The sequence below is a fragment of the Streptomyces sp. NPDC031111 genome, from assembly GCF_055570675.1.
Map to the genome: position 1 here is coordinate 285,264 of NZ_JBVIGS010000010.1, position 23,682 is coordinate 308,945.

At 73.0% G+C, this 23,682-nt stretch carries 20 protein-coding genes; 15 read left to right on the top strand and 5 right to left on the bottom strand.

What is annotated here, in order from left to right; all coding sequences use genetic code 11:
• The first annotated feature begins 48 nt into the window (after positions 1 to 48).
• From ACZ470_RS22385 to ACZ470_RS22395, 3 genes are all read left to right on the top strand, one after another.
• Entirely contained in the window at positions 49 to 1,146 is a 1,098-nt protein-coding gene (locus ACZ470_RS22385) for an AI-2E family transporter (protein ID WP_468429665.1), read from the top strand.
• A 41-nt stretch (positions 1,147 to 1,187) separates the two neighbouring features.
• Positions 1,188 to 2,399 (top strand): cysteine desulfurase-like protein, encoded by a 1,212-nt coding sequence (locus tag ACZ470_RS22390; protein WP_468429666.1) that lies wholly within the window; start codon positions 1,188 to 1,190, stop codon positions 2,397 to 2,399.
• Between the two features lie 265 nt (positions 2,400 to 2,664).
• Positions 2,665 to 3,237, top strand: coding sequence for a GNAT family N-acetyltransferase (locus tag ACZ470_RS22395; RefSeq protein ID WP_468429668.1), 573 nt, complete (start codon positions 2,665 to 2,667; stop codon positions 3,235 to 3,237).
• A gap of 16 nt (positions 3,238 to 3,253) precedes the next feature.
• On the opposite strand, the gene ACZ470_RS22400 is transcribed toward ACZ470_RS22395, so the two are convergent.
• Together ACZ470_RS22400 and ACZ470_RS22405 are read right to left on the bottom strand one after the other, a co-directional pair.
• Entirely contained in the window at positions 3,254 to 5,170 is a 1,917-nt protein-coding gene (locus tag ACZ470_RS22400) for an AMP-dependent synthetase/ligase (RefSeq protein ID WP_468429669.1), read from the bottom strand.
• Between the two features lie 101 nt (positions 5,171 to 5,271).
• Positions 5,272 to 6,828, bottom strand: coding sequence for a vWA domain-containing protein (locus ACZ470_RS22405; protein ID WP_468429671.1), 1,557 nt, complete (start codon positions 6,826 to 6,828; stop codon positions 5,272 to 5,274).
• 352 nt (positions 6,829 to 7,180) lie between these two features.
• Between ACZ470_RS22405 and ACZ470_RS22410 the strand changes: the two genes are divergently transcribed.
• The 4 genes from ACZ470_RS22410 (at position 7,181) to ACZ470_RS22425 (ending at position 12,497) form a co-directional block, all read left to right on the top strand.
• The gene (locus ACZ470_RS22410; protein ID WP_468429673.1) at positions 7,181 to 7,945 is read left to right on the top strand and encodes an ABC transporter ATP-binding protein; all 765 of its coding nucleotides are present in this window, start codon (positions 7,181 to 7,183) and stop codon (positions 7,943 to 7,945) included.
• A gap of 3 nt (positions 7,946 to 7,948) precedes the next feature.
• The gene (locus ACZ470_RS22415) at positions 7,949 to 10,477 is read left to right on the top strand and encodes an FtsX-like permease family protein (RefSeq protein ID WP_468429675.1); all 2,529 of its coding nucleotides are present in this window, start codon (positions 7,949 to 7,951) and stop codon (positions 10,475 to 10,477) included.
• Between the two features lie 113 nt (positions 10,478 to 10,590).
• Positions 10,591 to 11,850 carry a sensor histidine kinase gene (locus ACZ470_RS22420; protein WP_468429676.1) on the top strand — a complete coding sequence of 420 codons (1,260 nt, stop codon included), beginning with the start codon at positions 10,591 to 10,593 and terminating at the stop codon, positions 11,848 to 11,850.
• Positions 11,838 to 12,497 carry a response regulator gene (locus ACZ470_RS22425; RefSeq protein ID WP_468429678.1) on the top strand — a complete coding sequence of 220 codons (660 nt, stop codon included), beginning with the start codon at positions 11,838 to 11,840 and terminating at the stop codon, positions 12,495 to 12,497. The genes ACZ470_RS22420 and ACZ470_RS22425 overlap by 13 nt, the downstream gene beginning before the upstream one ends.
• A 22-nt stretch (positions 12,498 to 12,519) precedes the next feature.
• Here ACZ470_RS22425 and ACZ470_RS22430 read toward each other — a convergent pair whose 3' ends face one another.
• Positions 12,520 to 13,170, bottom strand: a complete 651-nt coding sequence (locus ACZ470_RS22430; RefSeq protein ID WP_468429679.1) for an FMN-dependent NADH-azoreductase — start codon at positions 13,168 to 13,170, stop codon at positions 12,520 to 12,522.
• Between the two features lie 126 nt (positions 13,171 to 13,296).
• On the opposite strand from ACZ470_RS22430, the gene ACZ470_RS22435 reads away from it, so the two are divergent.
• Positions 13,297 to 13,668, top strand: coding sequence for a winged helix-turn-helix transcriptional regulator (locus ACZ470_RS22435; protein WP_468429681.1), 372 nt, complete (start codon positions 13,297 to 13,299; stop codon positions 13,666 to 13,668).
• 37 nt (positions 13,669 to 13,705) lie between these two features.
• Here ACZ470_RS22435 and ACZ470_RS22440 read toward each other — a convergent pair whose 3' ends face one another.
• Positions 13,706 to 14,251 (bottom strand): DoxX family protein, encoded by a 546-nt coding sequence (locus ACZ470_RS22440; RefSeq protein WP_468429683.1) that lies wholly within the window; start codon positions 14,249 to 14,251, stop codon positions 13,706 to 13,708.
• Positions 14,252 to 14,378: 127 nt separating this feature from the next.
• Between ACZ470_RS22440 and ACZ470_RS22445 the strand changes: the two genes are divergently transcribed.
• A complete protein-coding gene (locus ACZ470_RS22445) occupies positions 14,379 to 14,705 on the top strand; it encodes a nuclear transport factor 2-like protein (RefSeq protein ID WP_468429684.1) in 327 nt (108 codons plus the stop codon).
• Between the two features lie 19 nt (positions 14,706 to 14,724).
• Here the strand turns inward: ACZ470_RS22445 and ACZ470_RS22450 are convergent, their stop codons facing one another.
• Positions 14,725 to 15,117, bottom strand: coding sequence for a winged helix-turn-helix transcriptional regulator (locus tag ACZ470_RS22450; protein ID WP_468429686.1), 393 nt, complete (start codon positions 15,115 to 15,117; stop codon positions 14,725 to 14,727).
• Positions 15,118 to 15,211: 94 nt separating this feature from the next.
• On the opposite strand from ACZ470_RS22450, the gene ACZ470_RS22455 reads away from it, so the two are divergent.
• From ACZ470_RS22455 to ACZ470_RS22480, 6 genes are all read left to right on the top strand, one after another.
• Positions 15,212 to 16,057: an NAD(P)H-binding protein gene (locus ACZ470_RS22455; RefSeq protein WP_468429688.1), complete on the top strand. Its 846-nt coding sequence runs from the start codon at positions 15,212 to 15,214 to the stop codon at positions 16,055 to 16,057.
• Positions 16,058 to 16,339: 282 nt separating this feature from the next.
• Positions 16,340 to 17,548 carry a S8 family peptidase gene (locus ACZ470_RS22460; protein ID WP_468429690.1) on the top strand — a complete coding sequence of 403 codons (1,209 nt, stop codon included), beginning with the start codon at positions 16,340 to 16,342 and terminating at the stop codon, positions 17,546 to 17,548.
• Between the two features lie 158 nt (positions 17,549 to 17,706).
• The gene (locus tag ACZ470_RS22465) at positions 17,707 to 21,081 is read left to right on the top strand and encodes a pyruvate carboxylase (protein WP_468429691.1); all 3,375 of its coding nucleotides are present in this window, start codon (positions 17,707 to 17,709) and stop codon (positions 21,079 to 21,081) included.
• Positions 21,082 to 21,150: 69 nt separating this feature from the next.
• Entirely contained in the window at positions 21,151 to 21,861 is a 711-nt protein-coding gene (locus ACZ470_RS22470; RefSeq protein WP_468429692.1) for a hypothetical protein, read from the top strand.
• Positions 21,862 to 21,908: 47 nt separating this feature from the next.
• Positions 21,909 to 22,721 carry an SAM-dependent methyltransferase gene (locus ACZ470_RS22475; protein WP_468429694.1) on the top strand — a complete coding sequence of 271 codons (813 nt, stop codon included), beginning with the start codon at positions 21,909 to 21,911 and terminating at the stop codon, positions 22,719 to 22,721.
• A 46-nt stretch (positions 22,722 to 22,767) separates the two neighbouring features.
• Positions 22,768 to 23,514: a class I SAM-dependent methyltransferase gene (locus ACZ470_RS22480; RefSeq protein WP_468429696.1), complete on the top strand. Its 747-nt coding sequence runs from the start codon at positions 22,768 to 22,770 to the stop codon at positions 23,512 to 23,514.
• The last annotated feature ends 168 nt before the right edge of the window (positions 23,515 to 23,682 follow it).

A 23,682-nucleotide genomic window follows, 5' to 3' on the forward strand; every position in this document is an offset into this window, starting at 1 on the left:
CGGATCCCTGGTGATCACCTCGACCGGCGGGCCCCATAAGGTGCCTCCATGTCTGCCACGTTGAATGCGGGGAGAACCCGCGCGGCGCTGCGTACGTCGGCGCGTGTCTCCGGTGAGCTGCTCCTGGTCCTGGTGGCGGCGGCGGTGGTCCTGTGGGTACTGGGCCGGATGTGGTCCGTCGTCTGGCCGCTCATAGTCGGTCTCCTCCTCACCACGCTCACCTGGCCCCCGACGCGCTTCCTGCGCCGGCGCGGCATGGCCCCCGCACTCGCCGCGTCCCTGGTGACCGTGCTGTTCCTGCTGGTGGCCGCGGGGACCGTGGCGCTGATCGCGGTGCCCGTGGCGTCGGAGTCCGGGGAGCTGGCCGACGGGGTCGTCGAGGGCGTCGAGAGGCTGCGCGAATGGGCCGCCGGGCCGCCGCTGAACATCGACGACGCCCAGATCGCCGGTGCGTTCGACAGCGCGACCGCTCGCATCCAGGACAGCGCCGGAGCCATCGCCAGCACCGCCGTCACGGGCGTGAGCACGGTCGTCAGTGGTGTGGTCACCGCCGTCCTGGCGCTCTTCCTGATGTTCTTCTTCCTCAAGGACGGCCCGCGCTTCCTGCCGTGGCTCCGCCGGCAGCTCCCCGGCCGGCTGGCCACCGACGTTCCGGCCGTGGCCGCGCGGTGCTGGGACGTTCTCGGCTCCTTCGTGCGGTCGCAGGCGCTCGTCGGTCTGCTCGACGCCGTGTTCATCGGACTGGGCCTGTGGCTCCTGGACGTCCCCCTGGTGCTGCCCCTGGCGGTGCTGACCTTCGTGTCCGCGTTCGTGCCCATCGTGGGCGCGCTCTTCGCCGGCTTCGTCGCGGTGCTGATCGCGCTGGTGTCCAACGGTCTGACGGACGCCCTGCTCGTGCTGGCCGTCATCGTCGTGGTGCAGCAACTCGAGGGCAACGTGTTCCAGCCCATGATCCAGAGCCGCGGGCTCGGACTGCACGCCACGGTCGTGCTGCTGGCCGTGACGCTGGGCGGCAGCCTGTCCGGCATCGTCGGCAGCCTGCTCGCCGTACCCGTCGCCGCGTTGGTCGCGGTCGTCTGGAACTATCTGCGCGAGCAGCTCAGCGATCCGCCGCGGGAACCGCGGGCCGACGCCGCGCGGACCTGACCGGCGACGCCGGCCCACCGCAGACCGAAGGGAAGCCTCACGTGACGTACGACCTCACCGCCCTGCGCGCCCGGGTTCCCGCGCTGGCCGCCGGCACCGCGCACTTCGACGGCCCCGGCGGCACCCAGATGCCGCTGCCCGTCATCGAGGCGATCGCGGCCACGCTGTCCCGCCCGCTCTCCATCCGGGGCGACGGACTGCCCGGCGAGCGCAACGCCGAGACCGTCGTCGTCGAGACCCGCCGTGCCATGGCCGACCTCCTCGGCGCCGAACCGGCGGACATCGTCTTCGGCCGCAGCGCCACCCAGCTCACCTACGACTTCTCCCGCACCCTCGCCGCGACCTGGTCACCGGGCGACGAGGTGGTCGTCACCAGGCTGGACCACGACGCCAACATCCGCCCCTGGACGCAGGCGGCCGAGCGGGCCGGATGCACCGTCCGCATGGCGGACTTCGACCCGGACACCGGTGAACTGACCGCCGACCACATCCGGGCCGTGCTCTCCGACCGCACCCGGCTGGTGGCGGTCACCGCGGCCTCCAACCTGCTCGGCACGATCCCCCCGGTCGCGGAGATCGCGGAGATCGCGCACGAGGCCGGCGCCCTGCTGTACGTGGACGGCGTGCACCACGCGGCGCACGCCCTGGCCGACATCGAGGCGCTCGGCGCCGACTTCCTCGTCTGCTCCCCGTACAAGTTCCTCGGCCCCCACCTCGGCGTCCTGGCGGCCCGTCCCGGACTCCTGGAGACGCTACGCCCGGACAAGCTGCTGCCCTCCACGGACGCCGTGCCCGAGCGCTTCGAACTCGGCACCCTGCCCTACGAGTTCCTCGCCGGCACCCGTGCGGCGGTCGACTTCCTGGCCGGTCTGGGCGCCGGACCGGACGGCAGCCGCCGCGAACGGCTCGCCTCGGCGTTCGAGCGCATCGAGGAACACGAGGGAGCCCTGCGCGCCCGGCTGGAGAAGGGACTGGAGGCCCTGCCGCAGGTCACCGTCCGGTCCCGCGCGGCCCGGCGCACCCCGACCCTGCTGCTCACCCTCGACGGCCACAGCACCGCGGACGCCTACCGCTTCCTGGCCGCGCGGGGCGTCCACGCGCCCTCCGGCAGCTTCTACGCGCTGGAGGCGTCCCGTCGGCTCGGCCTCGGGGACACCGGCGGCCTCCGCGTCGGCCTGGCCCCCTACACCAGCCCCGAGGACGTGGACCGGCTCCTGGAGGGCCTGACGGCCTTCCTGGACCGGACGGTGTGAAGGACACCCGCAGGGGGTGTCCGCGAAGTCGCGCCTGCCCCGCGACGCCTGGGAGGCTCCCCCGCTGAGCGGCAGGGGCCCCACCGCCGCACCGGGCGAACACCCGATTACGACCAGTACGCGGGCGTCCGCCCGGCACCCCCGCCTTCGGCCGGGGGACCCCCGGAGCCCGGAGCACGCACCTGACGCGGCCCGGACCGCCCGCCCGTCGGGCGGACGACGGGACGTTCGCAACAGGCCCAGCGGGTCGTGGCATGGTGGAAGCATGAGCGTCGAAGTCCGCCCGGCCTCGGTCTTCGAGGACGTCCGCGCCGTGCTCGGCCCCAAGTCGCCCACGGCGAACGTCTGCTGGTGCCTGAGCTACCGGATCCCCTCCCGGCTCAACAAGGAGCTGCGCGGACCGGACCGGGGCGAGTACGTCGCCGGCCTGTGCCGCGCCGGTACGCCGCCGGGCGTGCTCGCGTACGACGACGGCACGCCGGCCGGCTGGGCCGCCGTGGCACCGCGCTCGGACACCTCCTTCGCCCGCAACCGCAAGATCCCGCACGTCGACGACCTGCCGGTCTGGTCCCTGTGGTGCGTCCGGGTGCGCCCCGGCCACCGCGGCAAGGGCATCACGCACGCCCTCATCGCCGGCGCGGTCGAGTTCGCCCGCGACCACGGTGCCCCGGCCGTCGAGGCGTACCCCCTCGACAACGGCGACGCCCGCGTCGACCTGACGATGGCGTACGCCGGGATCCGGAGGAACTTCGAGCGGGCCGGGTTCACCCACGCCGCCGCCACGACCTCGGTGCTGGCCGGCCATCCCCGGGTCCTGATGCGGCTCGACCTGCGGTGACGCCCGGCGGCCGACGTCAGGCGTACAGCGCCTCGATCTCCTTCGCGTAGGCCTCCTGCGCCGCCTGCCGCTTGACCTTGAGCGACGGCGTCAGCAGGCCGTTCTCCTCGGTGAACTCGCCCTCGACCAGGGTGAACGCGCGGATGGACTCCGCGCGGGAGACGGCCTCGTTGGCGTAGTCGACGGCCCGCTGCACGTCGGCGCGCATCCGGGGGTCGCGGACGACCTCGGACATCGGGGTGTCGGCGGGCAGTTTCCGTACGGACAGCCAGTGGGCGACCGTCTCGGGGTCGAGGGTGATCAGCGCGGCCACGAAGGGCCGGTTGTCGCCGACGACGAGGCACTGGGCGACGGGCGGGCGGCTGCGCAGCCGGTCCTCCAGGACGGCCGGGGAGACGTTCTTGCCGCCGGAGGTGACCAGGATGTCCTTCTTGCGCCCGGTGATGGTCAGATAGCCGTCCTCGTCCAGGGAGCCGAGGTCGCCGGTGGCGAACCAGCCGTCGGCGAGCACCTCCTCGGTGGCGTCCGGGTTGTTCCAGTAGGAGCCGAAGACGATCCCGCCCTTGACGCGCACCTCGCCGTCCTCGGCGATCCGGACCGCGGTGCCGGGGACCGGGAGGCCGACCGTGCCGGGGCGGGGGCCCAGCGGCGGGACGATGGTGGCGGCGGCGGTGGTCTCGGTCAGGCCGTAGCCCTCGTAGACCATGATCCCGGCCGTGTAGAAGAAGAGGTTGAGGTCCCGCTCCAGCGGGGAGCCGCCGCTGATGGCGTAGCGCACCCGGCCGCCGAGCTCCTTGCGGACCCGGCGGTAGACCAGCAGGTCGTACAGCGCCCAGGCGGCGTACAGCCCGGGGCCGGGGCCCTTGCCGCGGCCCAGGAACCGGTTGAGGTGGGCCTCGCCGAAGCGCACGGCGACCCGGTGGGCGCGTTCGAAGGAGGCGCCGCGGCCGATCCTCTCGGCGGTGGCCCGGCCGGTGTCGTGGATCTTCTCGAAGAGATACGGGACGCCCACCAGGAACGTCGGGCGGAACGCCTTGAGCGTGGGCCGGAGTTCGTCGGGCTTGATGCTCGGGCAGTGGCCGATCTCGATGCGTGCGAGCAGGCAGGCGATCTGGATGGTGCGGCCGAGTATGTGGGCGAGCGGGAGGAAGAGCAGGGTGGCGGCGACCTGCCCCGTGACCTCCTTGAAGACGGGGTGCAGCAGCTCGACGGTGTTGGCGGCCTCGGCGTACAGGTTGGCGTGGGTGAGGACGCAGCCCTTGGGGCGCCCGGTGGTGCCGGAGGTGTAGCAGACGGTCGCGACGGTGTCGGGGGTGAGCGCGGTACGGCGCGCGGTGACCTCCTCGTCGGGGATGTCCCGGCCGAGTGCGGTGAGGTCGGCGAGGGCGCCCGCGTCCAGCTCCCACACGCGCGGCGGTTCCGGGTGGGCGGCGGTCCCGGTGGTGACGGCGGCCGTGTTCTCCGCGCTCTCGGTGACGACGTACCGGGCGCCGGAGTCACGGACGATCCACTCCACCTGCTCCGCTGACGACGTGGGGTAGACCGGCACGGTCTGCCCGCCGGCCGACCAGATCGCGAAGTCCAGGACCGTCCACTCGTAGCGTGTACGGGACATCACGGCGACCCGGCCGCCCGGTTCCAGCCCGGCGGCCATCAGCCCCTTGGCCACGGCGGTGACCTCACGGGCGAAGGCCGCCGCCGTGACCGGGCGCCAGGTGCCGTGCTCCTCGCGCCGCAGCACCACCGCGTCGGGAGCCTCGGCCGCGTTGGTGAAGGGAATGTCGGCCGTACTGCCCGCCGTTCGCCGCGGGGCGAGGGGCGCCGTACGGGCCTCACGGACGACGCCGTCCCCGTCCCTGACGGTCTCGGCTCTGGTCCGGCCCGCCAGATCCGTGCGTCGTTTCGCCCGTTTCAGATCCCTGCGTACGCCCATGACGGCTCCCGGTCGCGGCTGATGCTCTCGTGCTGGTGCTGCCGTAGTTACTTACTCCAAAGTAAACTTACCCGTGCGTAAGGATCAGTCAATGGTCCGGGTCACTCCAGCCGGTCCGCCGTGCGGATCGCCCGCGCCAGCCCGCGGATGTCCTCGTCCTCCGTCCGGTCCGCCAAGTCGTCCGCGCGGTTGGAGAGTTCACCCAGACCGGGGGCTCCGGGCAGCGCGCTGTAGCGGTGGTCGTGGGAGCGCAGGGCGTCGGCGAAGTAGGCGGCGGTCGCGGTGACCGTCAGACCGCGGCGCGCGCCCCACACGGAGTCGTCCAGGCCGTCCGTCTCCAGGTCGCCCGTCTCCTCGTGCGGGGAACGGCTGTCGGGGTCGAGCCAGCGCACGGTCGCCGTGGCGAGGTGGCCGTCGGCCCCGGGGCGGGTCCGCACCGCGTACAGGGCGGTCACCGTGTGGCCGGGCCCGACCTCGCCGCCGTCCACGCGGTCGTCGCGGAAGTCCTCGTCGGCGACCCGCCGGTTGTCGTAGCCGACGAGCCGGAACTCGGCGACCGTCTCCGGGTCGAAGGCGACCTGCGCCTTGGCGTCACGGGCCGTCAGCTCGATGTTGCGGGGCAGCTGTTCGCAGAACACCTCGCGGGCGTCCTCCTCGTCGGACACGTACACCGTGTGCCCGTCGCCCTTGTCGGCGAGCCTCTCCATGAGCTCGTCGCCGTAGTCGCTGCCGACACCGACGCCGAACAGGGTGATGCCGTGCTCGCGGCGGGACTCCGCGATGCGCTCGAGGATCGCGTCGGCGTCGGTCTCACCGGTGTTCGCGAGCGCGTCCGAGACGAGCACGACCCGGTTGGTCGCGCCCTCGCGCAGCCCCTCGACGGCGGTCTCGTACCCGGTCTCCACCCCCGCGCCGAGGTTGGTGGAGTCGGTCGGCTCCAGGCTGTCGATGGCGTCGTGCACCTCGCCCCGGTTGCCGCCGAGACGGGTCATCCGCAGCACGGTCTCGGCCTCGTCGCTGAAGGTGACGATGGCCACCGAGTCGCCGTCCCGCAGCCGGTCCGTCATGGTCGCCAGGGAATCCTGCGCCAGGTCCAGACGGCCCGGCTCCGCCATCGAACCCGAGATGTCGATGACGAACGTGAGGGCGGCGGGCGGCCGTTCACCGCTCGACTCGCCGGACCTGGTCGCCAGGCCCACCCGGACCAGCGACCAGTCCTCCTCCTCGGTGCGGGCACCGTCCACGGTGACCGAGAAGCCGTCGCCGTCCGGACGCTCGTAGTCCTGCCGGAAGCTGTTGACGAACTCCTCGGGACGGACGGTCGACGGGTCGGGCAGCCGCCCGTCGGCCAGGGTGCGCCGGGCGTAGCCGTAGGAGGCGGTGTCGACGTCGAGCGCGAAGGTCGACAGATAGTCGGGAGCGGGGGCGACCTCGCGGGAGTCCTGCTCGCCCTCGCGCCGTTCGTCGTCGTACCGTCCGCCCGAGCCGCGGTCGGGGGCGGGCAGCGGCGCCGAGCCGTCGCCCCCACCGTCGTACGAGGCGTCGCTCGCCTTGCTGCCGCCGTCGCTCCCCGCGCCGCATCCGGTGAGCAGCAGGCCGCTCGCCGCGGTGAGCGCGAGCAGCGCTCCGCCCAGCCGTCGTGTTCCGTGCCACTTCATCGTCCGTGCCCCCTCGGTTGGTTGCCGACTTCAGTGACTGTGACGGCGCGACGGGCCGGAACGTGCGGTACGGGGCGTTGCAGGTGAGTCTCGAAGAGGGCACGGAGAGGACCCGGAGGGGATGAACCGAGACCGGTAGGTGATCTTCCGTTGACCTGCGACACCACGCCCTCGCCGCCGAATCCGCGCCGGACCTGGGCGAACGGCGCCGCAACGGACGTCATGCCGCCCGCCCAACGGTGGTAGTGCCTGCACCACCCTCGTCGGGCCGCTGGCTGGATGGGCCGTGGCTGCCACGCCTCCTACCGTCATGGAGGTCCCGCAACGAGCACCGCCCGGAAGGCGCCCCACCATGTCCCTCACCCCGGCCGACGTCGCCGTCGGCCTCGACCATGTCCGCAAGACCTACGGCGGCGAACAGCCGGTCGTGGCGCTGGACGATGTGAGCGCCCTGTTCGTACGCGGGACGGCGACCGCCGTGATGGGACCCTCCGGGTCCGGCAAGAGCACCCTGCTGCACTGCGCGGCCGGGCTGGACCGGCCCGGCTCGGGGAGGGTGCGGATCGGGGCCACCGATCTGTCGTCGCTGTCCGAGAAGCAGCTGACCGAACTGCGCCGCAGCCGGATCGGCTTCGTGTTCCAGGCGTTCAACCTGGTGCCGGCGCTCGACGTGGAGGAGAACATCATGCTTCCTTCGCGGCTGTCGGGGCGGCGACCGGACCGGGCGTGGGTGGCCGAGGTGATCGGGCGGGTCGGACTGGGGGACCGGATGCGGCACCGGCCCGCACAGCTCTCCGGCGGCCAGCAGCAGCGCGTCGCGATCGCCCGGGCCCTCGTCACCCGGCCCGAGGTGATCTTCTGCGACGAACCCACCGGGGCCCTGGACACCCGCACCGCCGCCGAGGTCCTCGCCCTCCTGCGGTCGGCGGTCGACGACACCGGACAGACCGTCGTCATGGTGACCCACGACCCGGTCGCCGCGTCCTACGCCGACCGCGTGATGGTCCTCGCCGACGGACGGATCGTGCGGGACATGGCCCAGCCCGGCGCCGAGCGGATCGCCGAGCACCTGGCGCTGCTCGGCCGCCGGCAGCCCGTCACGAGCCGGGAGGCCTGAACCGTGCTCCGGCTGGCCGCGCGCATGCTGCGCTTCCGCAAGGGCGGCTTCGCCGCCACCTTCGTCGCCCTCGCCGCGGGCGTCGCCGTCCTGACGACATGCGCCCTGCTCGTGGAGTCGGGATGGCGGTACCGGGGCGAACCGGGGCTCTACGGTGCCGCGGCCGCCGTCGTCGCCGACCGGGACCTCAGGGTGGCCGGACCGACGGTGTTCGGGGAGACCGAGTACACCACGGTGAACCTCCCCGAACGCGGCGGTGTCCGCGCTTCGTTGGCCGGGGAACTGGCGGCGGTCCCCGGTGTGGCACGCGCCGTGGGCGACCGCGCGATTCCGGTCACCACGACGGTGGCGCCGGACCTGCCGGCCACCGGCCACGGCTGGTCGAGCGCCGCGCTCGCCCCGTACCGGCTGGTCTCCGGTGCGCCCCCGCGCGGCGACGGCGAGGTCGCCGTCGACGCCCGGCTCGCCGCCGGCGCGGGGCTCTCGCCCGGCGACACCATGGACCTCCTCACCGGGGGCGAGAGCAGGCGGTACCGGGTGAGCGGCGTGGTCGGGGCCGACGGCGCGCCGGGGGAGCGGGCGGCGCTGTTCTTCACCGACGCGCTGGCGGCCCGCCTCGACCCCCACCCGGACCGCTTCGACGCCATCGGCGTCCTCGCCGAACCGGACGCCGACCGCTCCGCCGTACTCGCCGCAGTGCGCCGCGTGGCGGACGGCGTGGACGCGACGACGTACACGGGTGACGAGCGCGGACTGGCCGCGGGGCCCGAAGCCGCCGCCGCGCGGTCACTGACCCTCCAGGCCGGCGGAGCGTTCGGCGGATACGCCGCGATGATCATCGTCTTCGTCGTCGCGGGGACCGTCGGCCTGTCGGTACGGCACCGGCGCCGCGACCTCGCCCTGCTGCGCGCCGTCGCGGCCACCCCGGGCCAGGTGCGGCGGATGCTGCTCGCGGAGGTGGGCCTGCTCGCCCTGGCCGCCGCCGCGGTGGGCGTCCCGGCCGGACTCCTCGCCACCCGTCGCATCCGGGACGAACTGGTGAACAGGGAGTTCGTGCCCGACGGCCTCACCGTCCAGGGCGGACCGCTCTCCGCGGCGGCCGTGACCGTTTCCGTCGCGGCCGTGGCACTGCTCTCCGCCTGGATCGCCGCGCTGCGTGTCACCCGGATCAAGCCCACCGAGGCGCTCGGGGAAGCGGCCGTCGAGCGCGGCCTCGGCAGCAGGGCGCGCGTGGTCACCGGCCTGGTGTTCCTCGCCGCGGGGGTGTCCCTGACCGGCGTCACCGGCGCCGCCACCGGCCAGACCGCGCTGGGTGCGGCGGTCGGCATGCTCTACACGTTCGTGCTGGCGGTCGCCCTGCTGGCGCCCTGGATCAACCAGGCCGCGGCCCGGCTGCTCGGGCCCGTCCTCCGCGCCGTGTGGGGCGACAGCGGCTACCTCGCCGCCGCGAACCTGCGGGCCAACGCGCGCGGCACGGTCGCCGTGCTCACCGCGCTCGTGCTCTCCGTCGGCTTCGGCGGCACCGTCTGGTTCCTCCAGGACAACCTCCAGCGGCAGACCGTGCTCCAGAGCCGTGACGGCATCCTCGCCCAGCACGCCCTGACCGGCGCCGCGGGCCTGCCGGCCTCCGCCACGGCCGAGGCCCGCCGCATCCCCGGCGTGCTCGCCGCGACCGGTGTGCGCCGCACCTCGGTCGTGGTGCCCAACCGGCTCGAGGCGCAAGCCGTCACCGCCCAGGGCATCGATCCGCGGGGCGTGGAGCGGACGATGGACCTGAAGGTGCGGTCGGGCAGCCTCGCCGAGCTGCGCGAGGACACCGTGGCCGTGTCCACCGCGCAGGCGGACGCCGCCGGCTGGCGGCTCGGTGACAGGGCCGAACTGTGGCTCGGCGACGGCACGCCCGTCACCCTGCGCGTCGTCGCGCTGTACGAACGCGGCTGGGGGTTCGGCGACGTCACCCTCCACACGGAGACCCTCACCGGGCACACCGTCACCGGGCTCGACGACCAGGTGCTCATCCGCACCGCACCGGGCACCGACGCCGGTACCGCGCTGGCCGGACTCGCCCGACGTCACCCGGGCGCCGCGGTGGTGGACACGGACCGGCTCACCGGCGAGATCGCCCAGGACCTGGCCGTCAGCGGCTGGCTGAACAGGATGCTCGTCGCCGTCCTGGTCGGCTACGCGGCCCTGGCCGCCGCCAACACCCTCGTCATGGCCGCTCTGGCCCGGACCCGGGAACTGTCCCTGCTGCGTCTGGCCGGCCTCACCCGCCGTCAGGTGAAGCGGATGGTGCACGCGGAACAGGCCGGTCTGCTCGGCGTGGCGCTCGTCATCGGCGGCGCCGTCGCGGCCGTCACCCTGACCGCCGTCGTCAACGCGGTGGCCGGGCAGCGCGTCCCCCACGTCCCGTCCGCGGGCTGGGCCGTCGTCGTCGGCGGCACGGTCGCCCTGGCGCTCGTCGCCACGATGCTCCCCGTCGGCCGGCTGCTGCGCACCCCTCCCGTCGAGGGCATCGGCATCCGCGAGTGAGGCCCCCGTTCCGCTCCCGGGACCGGAACGGGGGCCTCGGTGGCGTACCGCTGGGTGGATGGCCCGGCGGGCCCGGGGCCGGGTGCCCTATCCTCCGCGCCTGGGAGGTACGGATGGTGGAGACCCGGGACGGGGCGGCGGGACGCCCACGCGCCCTGTCGGTGCGGGCCCGGGCCGCGACGGCCGCCCTGGAACACCTACTCGGGGGCATGGGCACCGCCCTGCTGGCCCTGCTCGCGACGCTGTGGCTGGCCCTGACGGCGGTGGCCTGTCTGGTCGGCGCGGGCCTGTGGCTGCTGCCGTCCGCCCTGCACGCGGTGCGCGCCGTCGCCGACCGGGAGCGGTCCCGGCTGTCCCGGTGGGGCCCGGAGATCATCGGTCCGGCGGAGCTGCCGGCCGGTCCGCGGGCGGCGCTCGCGGACCGCGCCGTACGCCGTGAGGCCCGCTGGGTCTGCGCGCACGCGACCCTCGGACTGCTCCTCGGCCTGATCGGGGCGACCCTGCCGCTCAACGCGGCACACGACGTCACCTTCCCGCTGTACTGGCGGTTCCTTCCGGAGAGCGAGTCCACCGCGGCCGTGGGCTGGTGGACCGTGCGCGACTGGCCCGGCGCGCTGGTGGTCACCCTGCTCGGAGTGCTGTGGGTGGGCGTCATCGTGCTGTGCGCGCCCGCGCTCGCGCGGTTGCAGGCATGGCCCGGCAGGCGGCTGCTGCGCCCGGACCCCGGGACCGACCTCGTCCTCCGGGTCGCCGAGCTCACCGCCACCCGGGCCGCCGCCCTCGACGCCCACGCCACCGAACTGCGCCGTGTCGAGCGCGCGTTGCACGACGGCACGCAGAACCGCATCGTCGCGATCACCGTGTTGCTGGGCGCGGCCCGCCGCGCCCTGACCAGGAACCCCGGCGAGGCCGACGCCGTGCTGGAGCGCGCCCAGGAGGCCGCCGAACAGGCGCTCTCCGAACTGCGGGCGGTCGTCCGCAGCATCCTCCCGCCGGTCCTGGCCGACCGCAGTCTGCCCGACGCCCTCACCGCCCTGGCGGCCGACTGTCCGGTGCCCTGCCGCATCGACGCCGACGTGCCGGGCCGGTGCGCGGCGTCGGTGGAGGCGACGGCGTACTTCGTGGTCGCGGAGGCCCTCAGCAACATCGCCAAGCACAGCGGCACCCGCGACGCCGGTGTCGTCGTGCGCCGCCTGGACGACCGGCTGCACCTGGAGATCCACGACGACGGGCACGGCGGCGCGGACGAGCGCGACGGATCCGGACTCACCGGCATCCGCCGGCGCACCGAGGCCCACGACGGAACATTCGAGCTGGCCAGCCCGCCCGGCGGCCCCACCACGCTGAAGGTGACCCTGCCATGCGGATCGTGATCGCCGAGGACGACGCGCTGCTGCGCGAGGGGCTGGCGCTGCTGCTGCGCGCCGAGTCCCTGGACGTGGTGGCCACGGCCGAGGATCCGGAGGCCTTCCTGGACGCCGTGGACGCCGAGCATCCGGACGTCGCCATCGTCGACGTCCGGATGCCGCCCACCCACACCGACGAGGGGATCACCGCCGCCGTGGAGGCCCGGCGGCGCCGGCCCGAGCTCGCCGTCCTGGTCCTGTCCGCCTATGTCGAGCAGGCCTTCGCCACCGACCTGCTCGCCCGGGGCAGTGCCCGGCTCGGCTATCTGCTGAAGGAACGCGTCGGCCGGGTCGAGGAGTTCCTTGACGTCCTGCACCGGGTGGCGGGGGGCGGCACCGCCATCGACCCGGAGGTCGTGGCCCAGTTGCTGACGCGTACCCGGCCGGACGCCCGGTTGCAGCGGCTCAGCCCCCGTGAACGGGACGTGCTGGCGCTGATGGCCGAGGGGCTCGGCAACGCGGCCATCGCCGAACGTCTGGTGGTCACCGACGGCGCCGTGCACAAGCACATCCGCAACATCTTCGCCAAGCTCGATCTGGCGCCGACCGACCGCACGGACCGCCGTGTCGCGGCCGTACTGCGCTACCTGGAGGACGCCCGGCGCCGGGCCTGACCCGGCGCCTGGCGCCACGCGCTCACGCCGCCAGCCGCTGGGCCAGGTCCTTGGCCCTGACGGTGGCGTCCAGGTGGGCACGCTCGCGGGAGCTCTCGGCGAGCGGGATCAGCTCGGCCATCGCCGGGTTCTGCGGGGCCATGGTCAGCTCCGGGACGATGAAGTCGAGCTCGAGCCCGAGCATGTCGCCCAGCACCGCGTTCAGGTAGTTCTGTACGTATTCGTAGCCCTCGCGCGGGGTGCCCGGCGCGTAGGAGCCGCCACGGCTGGCGATCACGGTGACCGGGGTGCCCTTGGCGGAGGGGGCGTCACCCGCGGTGCGGCCCATGAGGATCACGTTGTCCAGCCACGCCTTGAGCGTGGAGGGGACCGTGAGGTTGTACATCGGGGCGCCGATCAGCAGCGCGTCCGCCCGCTCGAACTCCTCGATCAGCCTCTGCCGCTCGGCGAAGACCGCGGCCTGCTCGGGAGTGTGCGCGGACGGATCCGCGAAGCCCGCCGTGTGGGCGTCGGCGGTCAGGTGCGGAACGGGGTTCGTGGCGAGGTCGCGGTGGATCACCGTGCCCTCGGGGTGCTGCTCCTCCCAGGTCCTGCGGAAGGTCTCGGCCACGGCGCGGGACGCCGAGGCGGACGCCGGGAACACGGAGGAGTCGATGTGCAGAAGGGTGGCCATCGGGGGTTTCTCCCATGGGTGCAGGGGCGGAGGCGTGGACGCCGCCGCTAAGTTTTCGTACTCGACTATGAATAACACAGGGACTTATTTTTTTTCATCCCCTGCGGATACCGGTACCCTGGGGGCATGGCGGTCGAGCAGGTGCACGAGGAATCGGCATGCAAGCGGGTGGACGCCGGTATCACCCGCGTCTTCCAGCTGCTCGGAAAGCGCTGGACGGGGCCGATCGTGTCCGTGCTGGTGACCCAGCCGGCGTACTTCGCCGATCTGCGCAGGGCCATCCCCGGTATCAGCGAGCGCATGCTCTCCGACCGGCTGACGGAGCTGGGCGCCGCGGGACTGCTGGTCCGCGAGGTCGACGAGGGGCCGCCCCTGCGGGTCACCTACCGCCTGACCGAGTCGGGGGCCGCACTGGGACCCGCGCTCGACGAACTCGCCAAGTGGGCCGAGACGCATCTGCCCGGCGACGAGTCGTGCCTGGGGTCGACGGGCTGCTGACGCCGACGGCCACGGCCGGGCCGGCGCCGACAGGGCCCTACTCCTCGAACAACGCCTCCTGGCGGCCCTCCTTGGCCCTCCGCAGCCGCCGGCTGCGCGCTCCCACCGTCACCGCCGTGGCCGCCGCGGTCGCCGCGAAGGCCGCCGGGATCATCCAGCCCCGGTTGGCCGCGTGACCGAGGGCGTGGTCCAGGGAGAGCCGGCCGGGGCCCGTGACGGCGAGTCCCGCGGCCGTCAGGCCCAGGGTCGCCGCGTACTCGAAGCCGCCCTCCTGGTTGAAGAAGCCGTTGGGCGCGTGCACGGCGGACGCACCCGCCATCGCGCCGGCCGCGGCCGCGCCCGCCGCCGGAGTGGCGAGACCCAGCGCGAGCAGCACGCCCCCGCCGGCCTCGGCGAGCCCCGCCGCGGTGGCATTGGCCCTGCCGGGCACATAGCCGACCGACTCCATGAACTGGCCGGTGCCCTCGATGCCGCCACCGCCGAACCAGCCGAACAGCTTCTGCGCCCCGTGCGCCGCGAGCACCCCGCCCGTGCCCAGCCGGAGCAGCAGCAGTCCCAGATCACGTCGGTCGTCACAGGTCACGTCGTCTCCCGGAGCAGTGGCTTGGCCCGACCACCGTCGCATCCCCACCCCCGGCCCGGCGCGCCGCCGGTTGCCGTTCGGGTGACGCGGGTGGCGGGGCCCGGCCACCGGTACGACCCTGGCAGACATGACGATTCAGACGACCCGCCTCAGCGACCCCTCCGTCCGCGCCTTCGTCACGGCCGTCAACAGCCACGACCGGGAAGGCTTCATGGCCCTCCTGACGCCCGGCGCCACCATGGCGGACGACGGTTCCGAGCGCGACCTCGCCGAGTGGATCGAGCGGGAGATCTTCTCCTCCCACGGCCATCTGGAGGTCGACAACGAGTCCGACGGCGGCCGCCGTCTCCTCGCCCGCTACAGCAACGACACCTGGGGCGAGATGCGCACGCGCTGGTCCTTCACCGTCGACGACGACGGACGCATCTCCCGCTTCGAGACCGGCCAGGCCTGACCGTCCCGGCGCCCCCGCACTACCGGGCCGGGTCCGTGTCGTAGGCGTGCCGGGCCCGCTCCACCCTGCCCAGGTTGGCCGTCGCCCATTCCGAGAGGTGCGCGAAGAGGGGGGCCAGACTGCGGCCCAGCTCGCTGATCTCGTACTCGACCCGGGGCGGAACCTCCGGGTGGTACGTCCGCACGACCAGACCGTCCCGTTCCAGCTGCCGGAGCCGCTGCGTCAGCACCTTCGGCGTGATTCCGCCGATCCGCCGCTGGAGCTCGACGAAGCGCTGCCTGCCGTATGTGTGCAGCGTCCAGAGCACCGGGGTGGTCCACCGGCTGAACACGATGTCCACGACCGGGCTGATGGGGCAGGCGAGTTCCGGGTCGGTCCCCGCCGCTGCCGTCCGTGCGGTCTGCCCGGCCATACACACCCCTTCGGGGTAGTCACTATCTCCTAGGTACCTACTATACCGACGCTGTTAGCGTCCTCACCACACCGAGACAACAGGGGAGTTGTTCATGTTCGTGGTGACCGGAGCAACGGGAAACGTCGGCCGGGAACTCGTCCGCACCCTCGCGGCGGACGGCGAGCGGGTGACCGCCACCTCCAGGGGGATCTCGGCGGCCGACGTGCCGGAGGGCGTACGGCACCTGCGTGCCGACCTCACCGACGCCGACAGCCTGCGCGAGGTGTTCGACGGCGCCGACGCGCTGTTCCTCCAGAGTGGCGGCGCCAGTGCGCATCTGCTGGACCCGCACGCCGTCCTCGACGCCGCCAAGGCCGCCGGCGTCGGACGCGTCGTGCTGCTGTCCTCGCAGGGAGTCGTCACCCGGCCGCGATCGGCGTCGCACGGCCGCGTGGCACGGGCCATCGAGGACGCCGTCCGGCAGTCGGGGCCGGACTGGACGATCCTGCGCCCCGGCGGCTTCCACTCCAACGCCCTCGCCTGGGCCGAACCGGTGCGCACCCGGCGGACCGTCGTCGCGCCCTTCGGCGACGTGGGCCTGCCCACGATCGATCCGGCCGACATCGCCGACGTGGCCGCCGCGACCCTGCGCGGAAGCGAACACCACGGCCGCTCCTACGAGTTGACCGGTCCCGCCGCCACCACACCGCGGCAGCGCGCCGAGGCGATCGGTGCGGCGATCGGCGAACCGGTCCGCTTCGTGGAGCAGACCCGCGACGAAGCCCGCGCGCAGATGCGGCAGTTCATGCCCGACGAGGTCGTCGACACCACCCTCGACATCCTGGGCGCCCCGACCCCCGAGGAGCGCCGGGCCGGCCCCGCCGTCGAGGACATCACCGGCCGTCCGCCCCGTGCCTTCGCCGACTGGGCGCGCCGCCACGCCGCGCTGTTCCGGTAGCGGCGGGCGCCAAACGCCGGTGCGGTGAGGGTTGGGTGAGGGGATGGTCACAGATCTCGCCCAGTCGCTGGTTGGCGCTTCAAGCAACGCGTTCAGCTCGGCCTTTGTCCGTCGGTTGGCTCCGACATGGGCGGACGTTGTGGAGATGCGTGGTCCCGGCACGCGGTTCGCGGAACGGCACCATTGAACTGACCGCGACAAGTGGTCGATCCTCTCGTCAGCCTCCCCGTGACACCGCGGCGGAGGTCAACCCCCCACACCCTGACGAGGAGACCCCTCTTCATGACGCATCAGATGCGTACCGTCGCACTGAAGGTCACCGCCGCGGCATGCGCGGTGTCGGCCGTCACCACAGCAGCCCTGCTCGGGGCGTCGTCCGCCCATGCCGCCGAGCCCGCCCAGGGCACCGTGTACGGCCTGAACGCCGAAGGCGCCGTCGCGGGCAGCTACATCGTCCTGCTCGACGAGAAGACGACGTCCGCCGGGAAGAAGAACCTGGCCCGGGAGTACGGCGGCGAGCTGAGCCGGTCCTACTCCTCGGCCCTCGACGGCTTCGCCGCCGACGGGCTGTCCGAGTCCGAGGCCAAGCGCCTCGCCGCCGACCCGGCCGTCGGCACCGTCGTCGCCAACCGGACCTTCCACACCACCGCGACCCAGGACAACCCTCCCTCCTGGGGCCTCGACCGGGTCGACCAGGAGGACACCGCCGGCGACACCAAGTACACCTACCCCGACAAGGCCGGCGAGGGCGTCACCGCCTACGTCATCGACACCGGCGTACGCGTCACGCACAAGGACTTCGAGGGCCGGGCGAGCCACGGCTACGACGCCGTGGACAACGACGACACCGCGGACGACGGCAACGGCCACGGCACCCACGTCGCCGCCACCATCGCAGGCGCCGCGCACGGGGTCGCCAAGAAGGCGAACGTCGTCGCCGTCAGAGTCCTGGACGACAACGGCTCCGGGACCACCGAGCAGGTCGTCGCCGGCATCGACTGGGTGACCGAGAACCACAAGGGCCCCTCCGTGGCCAACATGAGCCTGGGCGGCGCCGCCGACCCCGCCCTCGACGCCGCGGTCCAGAAGGCCATCGCCTCCGGGGTCACCTTCGCCGTCGCGGCCGGCAACGAGTCCGCCGACGCCGGACAGGGCTCGCCCGCCCGCGTGGCCGAGGCCCTCACCGTCGCCTCCAGCACCAAGGACGACGCCCAGTCCGACTTCTCCAACTTCGGCTCGGCCGTCGACCTGTACGCGCCCGGCTCCGACATCACCTCGGCCTGGAACGACGGCGACGAGGGAACCAGGACCATATCGGGCACCTCGATGGCCTCCCCGCACGTGGCCGGCGCGGCCGCCGTGTACCTGGCCGGCCACCCCGACGCCGACCCGGCGGCCGTGGCAGCGGCGCTGACCGGAGCGGCCACCGCCGACAGGATCGGCAACCCCGGCACCGGAACACCGAACAAACTGCTGAGGATCACTGAGTAGCGCTTCACCGGCACGCATGGGGGCCGCAGAGGGGAAACGTTCCTCTGTGGCCCCTCACAACGCCGTCGGACCGGGGGTGAGTGGCCCGGTTCACATGGCGTACCGGACCTGCCGCCGACACGATGGTCTTCGTCACCGGCAGGCTGAAGGGATCGAGAATGTTCCGCAAGGTGCTGGTCGCCAACCGCGGCGAGATCGCGATTCGGGCGTTCCGCGCGGGCTACGAACTGGGCGCCCGAACCGTCGCCGTCTTCCCGTACGAGGACCGCAACTCGCTGCACCGGCTGAAGGCCGACGAGGCGTACGAGATCGGCGAACCGGGACATCCGGTGCGGGCCTACCTCTCCGTCGAGGAGATCGTCCGCGCCGCCCGCCGAGCCGACGCCGACGCCGTCTACCCGGGCTACGGCTTCCTGTCCGAGAATCCCGAGCTGGCCAGGGCGTGCGAGGAGGCCGGCATCACCTTCGTCGGACCCGACGCCGGGATCCTCGAGCTGACGGGGAACAAGGCACGCGCCGTGGCCGCCGCCCGCGAGGCCGGCGTGCCGGTCCTGGGCTCCTCGGCGCCCTCCACCGACGTCGAGGAACTCCTGCGCGCCGCCGACGGCATCGGCTTCCCGGTGTTCGTGAAGGCGGTCGCCGGCGGCGGCGGGCGCGGCATGCGCCGCGTCGAGGACCCCGCCCAGCTCAGGGAGGCCATCGAGGCGGCGTCCCGGGAGGCGGCCTCCGCGTTCGGCGACCCCACGGTCTTCCTGGAGAAGGCCGTCGTCGATCCCCGCCACATCGAGGTGCAGATCCTCGCCGACGGGCACGGCAACGTCATCCACCTGTTCGAACGGGACTGCTCGGTGCAGCGCCGCCACCAGAAGGTGATCGAACTCGCGCCCGCGCCGAACCTCGACCCGGAGCTGCGCGACCGCATCTGCGCCGACGCCGTGAACTTCGCCCGGCGGATCGGCTACCGCAACGCCGGCACGGTGGAGTTCCTCCTCGACCGGGACGGCAACCACGTCTTCATCGAGATGAACCCGCGCATCCAGGTCGAGCACACGGTCACCGAGGAGGTCACCGACGTCGACCTGGTGCAGGCACAGCTCCGCATCGCCGCCGGCGAGACACTCGCCGACCTCGGTCTGGCCCAGGAGACCGTCACCCTGCGGGGCGCCGCGCTGCAATGCCGCATCACCACCGAGGACCCCGCCAACGGCTTCCGCCCCGACACCGGGCGGATCAGCGCGTACCGCTCGCCCGGCGGCTCCGGCATCCGCCTGGACGGCGGCACCACCCACGCCGGTACGGAGATCAGCGCCCACTTCGACTCCATGCTGGTGAAACTGACCTGCCGGGGCCGGGACTTCGGCGCCGCGGTCGGCCGGGCCCGGCGTGCCGTGGCCGAGTTCCGCATCCGCGGCGTCGCCACCAACATCCCGTTCCTCCAGGCCGTCCTGGACGATCCGGACTTCCAGGCCGGACACGTCACCACGTCGTTCATCGAGCAGCGCCCGGAACTGCTCACCGCACGCCACTCCGCCGACCGCGGCACCAAGCTGCTGACGTACCTCGCCGACGTCACCGTGAACAAGCCGCACGGCGAGCGGCCCCAGCTGGTCGACCCGCTCACCAAGCTGCCGCCGCTGCCCGCCGGTGAACCGCCGGCCGGCTCCCGGCAGCGGCTCGCCGAACTGGGCCCCGACGGCTTCGCCCGATGGCTGCGCGAGTCCCCGACCATCGGTGTCACGGACACCACGTTCCGCGACGCGCACCAGTCGCTGCTCGCCACCCGGGTCCGCACCAAGGACCTGCTCGCCGTGGCCCCCGTGGTGGCGCGCACCCTGCCCGGGCTGTTCTCCCTGGAGTGCTGGGGCGGCGCCACGTACGACGTCGCCCTGCGCTTCCTCGCCGAGGACCCGTGGGAGCGCCTGGCCGCCCTGCGGGAGGCCGTGCCCAACATCTGCCTCCAGATGCTGCTGCGCGGACGCAACACCGTGGGCTACACCCCGTACCCGACCGAGGTGACCGACGCCTTCGTCCAGGAGGCGGCGGCCACCGGCATCGACGTCTTCCGCATCTTCGACGCGCTCAACGACGTCTCCCAGATGCGTCCCGCCATCGACGCCGTACGCGAGACCGGCACGGCCGTCGCCGAGGTGGCCCTCTGCTACACCGCCGACCTGTCCGACCCGTCCGAGCGGCTCTACACCCTGGACTACTACCTGCGCCTGGCCGAGCGGATCGTCGAGGCCGGCGCCCACGTCCTGGCGGTCAAGGACATGGCCGGGCTGCTGCGGGCGCCCGCGGCGGCGACACTGGTGTCCGCCCTGCGCCGGGAGTTCGACCTGCCGGTCCACCTGCACACCCATGACACCGCGGGCGGCCAGCTCGCCACCTACCTGGCCGCCATCCAGGCCGGCGCGGACGCGGTCGACGGGGCCGTGGCCTCCATGGCGGGCACCACCTCCCAGCCGTCCCTGTCGGCGATCGTCGCCGCGACCGACCACTCGGAGCGTCCCACCGGCCTCGACCTCCAGGCCGTCGGCGATCTGGAGCCCTACTGGGAGAGCGTGCGCAAGGTCTACGCGCCCTTCGAGGCGGGCCTGGCCTCGCCGACCGGCCGCGTCTACCACCACGAGATCCCCGGCGGGCAGCTTTCCAACCTGCGCACCCAGGCGATCGCGCTCGGCCTCGGCGACCGTTTCGAGGACATCGAGGCGATGTACGCCGCCGCCGACCGGATGCTCGGCCGTCTGGTGAAGGTCACCCCCTCGTCGAAGGTCGTCGGCGACCTGGCCCTCCACCTGGTCGGCGCGGGCGTCTCCCCGCGGGACTTCGAGGAGGAGCCGAACAGGTTCGACATCCCGGACTCCGTCATCGGCTTCCTGCGCGGCGAGTTGGGCACCCCGCCCGGCGGCTGGCCCGAGCCCTTCCGCAGCAAGGCCCTGCGCGGACGCGCCGAACCCAAGCCCGTCCAGGAACTCACCGCCGACGACCGCGCGGGCCTGGCGAAGGACCGCCGGCCGACCCTCAACCGCCTCCTCTTCCCCGGCCCCACACGGGAGTTCGAGGCACACCGCCGGTCCTTCGGCGACACCAGCGTGCTGGACAGCAAGGACTTCTTCTACGGACTGCGCCCCGGCACGGAGTACAGCGTCGACCTCGATCCCGGGGTGCGGCTGCTCATCGAGCTCCAGGCGGTGGGCGACGCCGACGAGCGGGGCATGCGCACCGTGATGTCCACGCTGAACGGTCAGTTGCGGCCGATCCAGGTCCGCGACCGGGCGGCGGCCTCCGACATCCCGGTCACCGAGAAGGCCGACCGCGCCAACTCCGGCCATGTCGCGGCGCCGTTCGCCGGTGTGGTGACCCTCGCCGTCGCCGAGGGCGACGAGGTGGCGGCCGGCGCCACCGTGGCCACCATCGAGGCGATGAAGATGGAGGCCACGATCACCGCCCCCCGGTCCGGCACGGTCACCAGGCTGGCCATCAACCGCATCCAGCAGGTGGAGGGCGGCGACCTCCTCGTGGAACTCCGCTGAGACAGCGCGCCGTCGGGGAGCCGGACCCGGTCCGTCACGTCCGTGGCGCGGCGGATAGGGTCCGGCTCCATGCCGGAGACACAGAGATCACGTGGTACCGCGGACGGGCTGTGGGCCGCCTTCGCGCTGTCCGTCTGCGCGGGGGTGCTGACCTGGCTGCTCGGGTGGCTCACGGTCGGGGTGTCGGAGCTGGACGAGCGGTGCGCGCACGGGATCGAGGGTCCCGGCGGGGACTTCCGGGTGGAGCGCGGCAGCTTCCCGCCGAGCGTGCGGTGCGTCTTCGCCGACGGCACCACGGTCTCGGCGGGTGACTTCTTCGGCTGGGTGCTGTGGATGTGCGTGGCGGTGGCCGTCGCCTGCGCCGCGGTGGCGTGGGTGCGTGAGTTCGCCGGGCTGGCGCAGGCGCGCGCAGTGGTCCGGTTCGGGATCCTCGCCCTCGTCTCCCTGCTCGTGCTCGCCCTCCTCTGCGCGGTCGTGCCGGCGGTCATGGCCCCGCCCGGCCGGGACCCGCTGTCCACCTGCTCGGCGTTCACCACGGGCGTGTACGAGCGTGCTTCGGAGGTACAGCGGTCCGTGTTCCCCCCGCAGGCGACCTGCGTCTATCCGAGCGGCGTCACCCATGACCTGGTCCCCGCCTGGTGGGGCGCGGCGACCTGGGTGGCGCTCGGTGCCGTCCTGGTCGCCCTCGCAGGGCTGGCGGGGGCACTGCGCCGTCACGGCCTGCGACCGGGCGGCCCGGAATCCCCGGCAGCGGCTGCCCCCTCGGCGCGGGACACGTAGATTATGCGTTGGCCAAAGAAGCCCTCGACGGACGACGGACGGTACACATGACCGACCCTGGGACGGTTCCCGGATCAGCGCAGCAGAAGATCGACACCTCGGTTCCGCATTCGGCCCGGATCTGGAACTACTGGCTGGGCGGGAAGGACAACTACCCCGTCGACGAGGAGGCCGGCGACGCGTACACCGCCGTCTTCCCCGGGATCGTCACCATCGCCCGCAGCAGCCGTGCCTTCCTGCGCCGCAACATCACCTATCTGGCCGGTGAGGCGGGCATCCGGCAGTTCCTGGACATCGGCACCGGACTGCCGACGGCCGACAACACGCACCAGGTCGCGCAGCGGATCGCCCCCGACTCCAGGATCGTCTACGTCGACAACGACCCGATGGTCCTGGCGCACGCCCGCGCCCTGCTCTACTCGACCCCGGAGGGCGCGACGGCGTACGTCGACGCCGACATCCTGGACACGGACCGCATCCTGGAGGTCGCGAGCGAGACGCTGGACCTCACGCGTCCCACCGCCCTCATCCTTAGCAACATCCTGGGCCACGTCGCCGACTACGACCAGGCACGCTCCATCGTCACCCGCCTGATGGCCGCGCTGCCGTCCGGGAGCTACCTCTCCGTCAACGACGGCTCGCGGGGCATCGACCCCGTCTTCGAGCGGGCCCAGGACGCCTACAACGAGAGCGGCGCCGTGCCCTACAACCTGCGCACCGTCGAGGAGATCACGGCGTACTTCGAGGGCCTGGAGCTCATCGAGCCCGGCGTCGTCTCGGTGCCGCTCTGGCGTCCGGACAGCGACACCCCCGACCCGGAACCCATCGGCGAGCACGGCGGGTTGGCCCGCAAGCCCTGAGTAATTCGCTGGACAGCACCCGATGCCGGCGGCCAGCGTTGGCGGGATGACGCAGCAGGAGATCTGGGGCGCCGACGTCGCCCGACGCTATGACACTCCCGGCACGGGCATGTTCGCGCCCGCGGTCCTGGAGCCCGCCGTGGACCGGCTGGCCCGGCTCGCGGGGGACGGGGCGGCACTCGAGTTCGCCATCGGGACGGGCCGGGTGGCCGTCCCGCTCGCCGGGCGCGGAGTCCCCGTCAACGGCATCGAGCTGTCCCTGCCGATGGTGGAGCAACTGCGGACCAAGGCCGACGAGGCCACGATCCCCGTGGTCATCGGGGACATGGCGACGACCGTCGCCCCCGGTGAGTACACCCTGGTCTACCTCGTCTACAACACCATCTCCAATCTGCTCACCCAGGACGAGCAGATCGAGTGCTTCCGCAACGCCGCCCGCCACCTCGGGCCCGGTGGCCGCTTCGTCATCGAGCTCTGGGTGCCCGAGCTGCGCAAGCTCCCGCCGGGCCAGGCGGCCACGGTCTGGCAGTCCGAGCCCGGGTACATCGGCCTGGACACCTACGACACCCTGCGCCAGCACGTCGTATCGCACCACTTCCACTTCGCCGAGGACACCGAGCGGGCGGAACTGTTCCGCAGCCCGCACCGCTACATCTGGCCGGCCGAACTCGACCTCATGGCCCGACTCGCCGGTTTCGAGCTGGAGTCCAGGCACGCGGACTGGGAAGGCGCCGAGTTCACCGCCGAGTCGCGTTCGCACGTGTCCGTCTACCGCATCCCGCCCTCCCCGTAACCGCGCACAGGCCCCGCGTCCCGCCCGTTACATCGATGAATACTGCCCACCGGAAGGACTTTGAACTCATCGATGACAAAGTATGGACGTGTTGAGCAGAAGTCTCCTAGCGTGTCGGCCGCAACCGTTGGCGTTTCGCCCAATCGGCACCGGAGTTATCCGGCCCTC

What these genes read in the sequence shown, in the direction of transcription:
- ACZ470_RS22385 (WP_468429665.1), top strand. Translation starts at nt 49, where the DNA reads ATGTCTGCCACGTTGAATGCGGGGAGAACCCGCGCGGCGCTGCGTACG.
- ACZ470_RS22395 (WP_468429668.1), top strand. Translation starts at nt 2,665, where the DNA reads ATGAGCGTCGAAGTCCGCCCGGCCTCGGTCTTCGAGGACGTCCGCGCC.
- ACZ470_RS22400 (WP_468429669.1), bottom strand. Translation starts at nt 5,170, where the DNA reads ATGGGCGTACGCAGGGATCTGAAACGGGCGAAACGACGCACGGATCTG.
- ACZ470_RS22405 (WP_468429671.1), bottom strand. Translation starts at nt 6,828, where the DNA reads ATGAAGTGGCACGGAACACGACGGCTGGGCGGAGCGCTGCTCGCGCTC.
- ACZ470_RS22410 (WP_468429673.1), top strand. Translation starts at nt 7,181, where the DNA reads ATGTCCCTCACCCCGGCCGACGTCGCCGTCGGCCTCGACCATGTCCGC.
- ACZ470_RS22420 (WP_468429676.1), top strand. Translation starts at nt 10,591, where the DNA reads ATGGTGGAGACCCGGGACGGGGCGGCGGGACGCCCACGCGCCCTGTCG.
- ACZ470_RS22425 (WP_468429678.1), top strand. Translation starts at nt 11,838, where the DNA reads ATGCGGATCGTGATCGCCGAGGACGACGCGCTGCTGCGCGAGGGGCTG.
- ACZ470_RS22430 (WP_468429679.1), bottom strand. Translation starts at nt 13,170, where the DNA reads ATGGCCACCCTTCTGCACATCGACTCCTCCGTGTTCCCGGCGTCCGCC.
- ACZ470_RS22435 (WP_468429681.1), top strand. Translation starts at nt 13,297, where the DNA reads ATGGCGGTCGAGCAGGTGCACGAGGAATCGGCATGCAAGCGGGTGGAC.
- ACZ470_RS22445 (WP_468429684.1), top strand. Translation starts at nt 14,379, where the DNA reads ATGACGATTCAGACGACCCGCCTCAGCGACCCCTCCGTCCGCGCCTTC.
- ACZ470_RS22450 (WP_468429686.1), bottom strand. Translation starts at nt 15,117, where the DNA reads ATGGCCGGGCAGACCGCACGGACGGCAGCGGCGGGGACCGACCCGGAA.
- ACZ470_RS22455 (WP_468429688.1), top strand. Translation starts at nt 15,212, where the DNA reads ATGTTCGTGGTGACCGGAGCAACGGGAAACGTCGGCCGGGAACTCGTC.
- ACZ470_RS22460 (WP_468429690.1), top strand. Translation starts at nt 16,340, where the DNA reads ATGACGCATCAGATGCGTACCGTCGCACTGAAGGTCACCGCCGCGGCA.
- ACZ470_RS22465 (WP_468429691.1), top strand. Translation starts at nt 17,707, where the DNA reads ATGTTCCGCAAGGTGCTGGTCGCCAACCGCGGCGAGATCGCGATTCGG.
- ACZ470_RS22470 (WP_468429692.1), top strand. Translation starts at nt 21,151, where the DNA reads ATGCCGGAGACACAGAGATCACGTGGTACCGCGGACGGGCTGTGGGCC.
- ACZ470_RS22475 (WP_468429694.1), top strand. Translation starts at nt 21,909, where the DNA reads ATGACCGACCCTGGGACGGTTCCCGGATCAGCGCAGCAGAAGATCGAC.
- ACZ470_RS22480 (WP_468429696.1), top strand. Translation starts at nt 22,768, where the DNA reads ATGACGCAGCAGGAGATCTGGGGCGCCGACGTCGCCCGACGCTATGAC.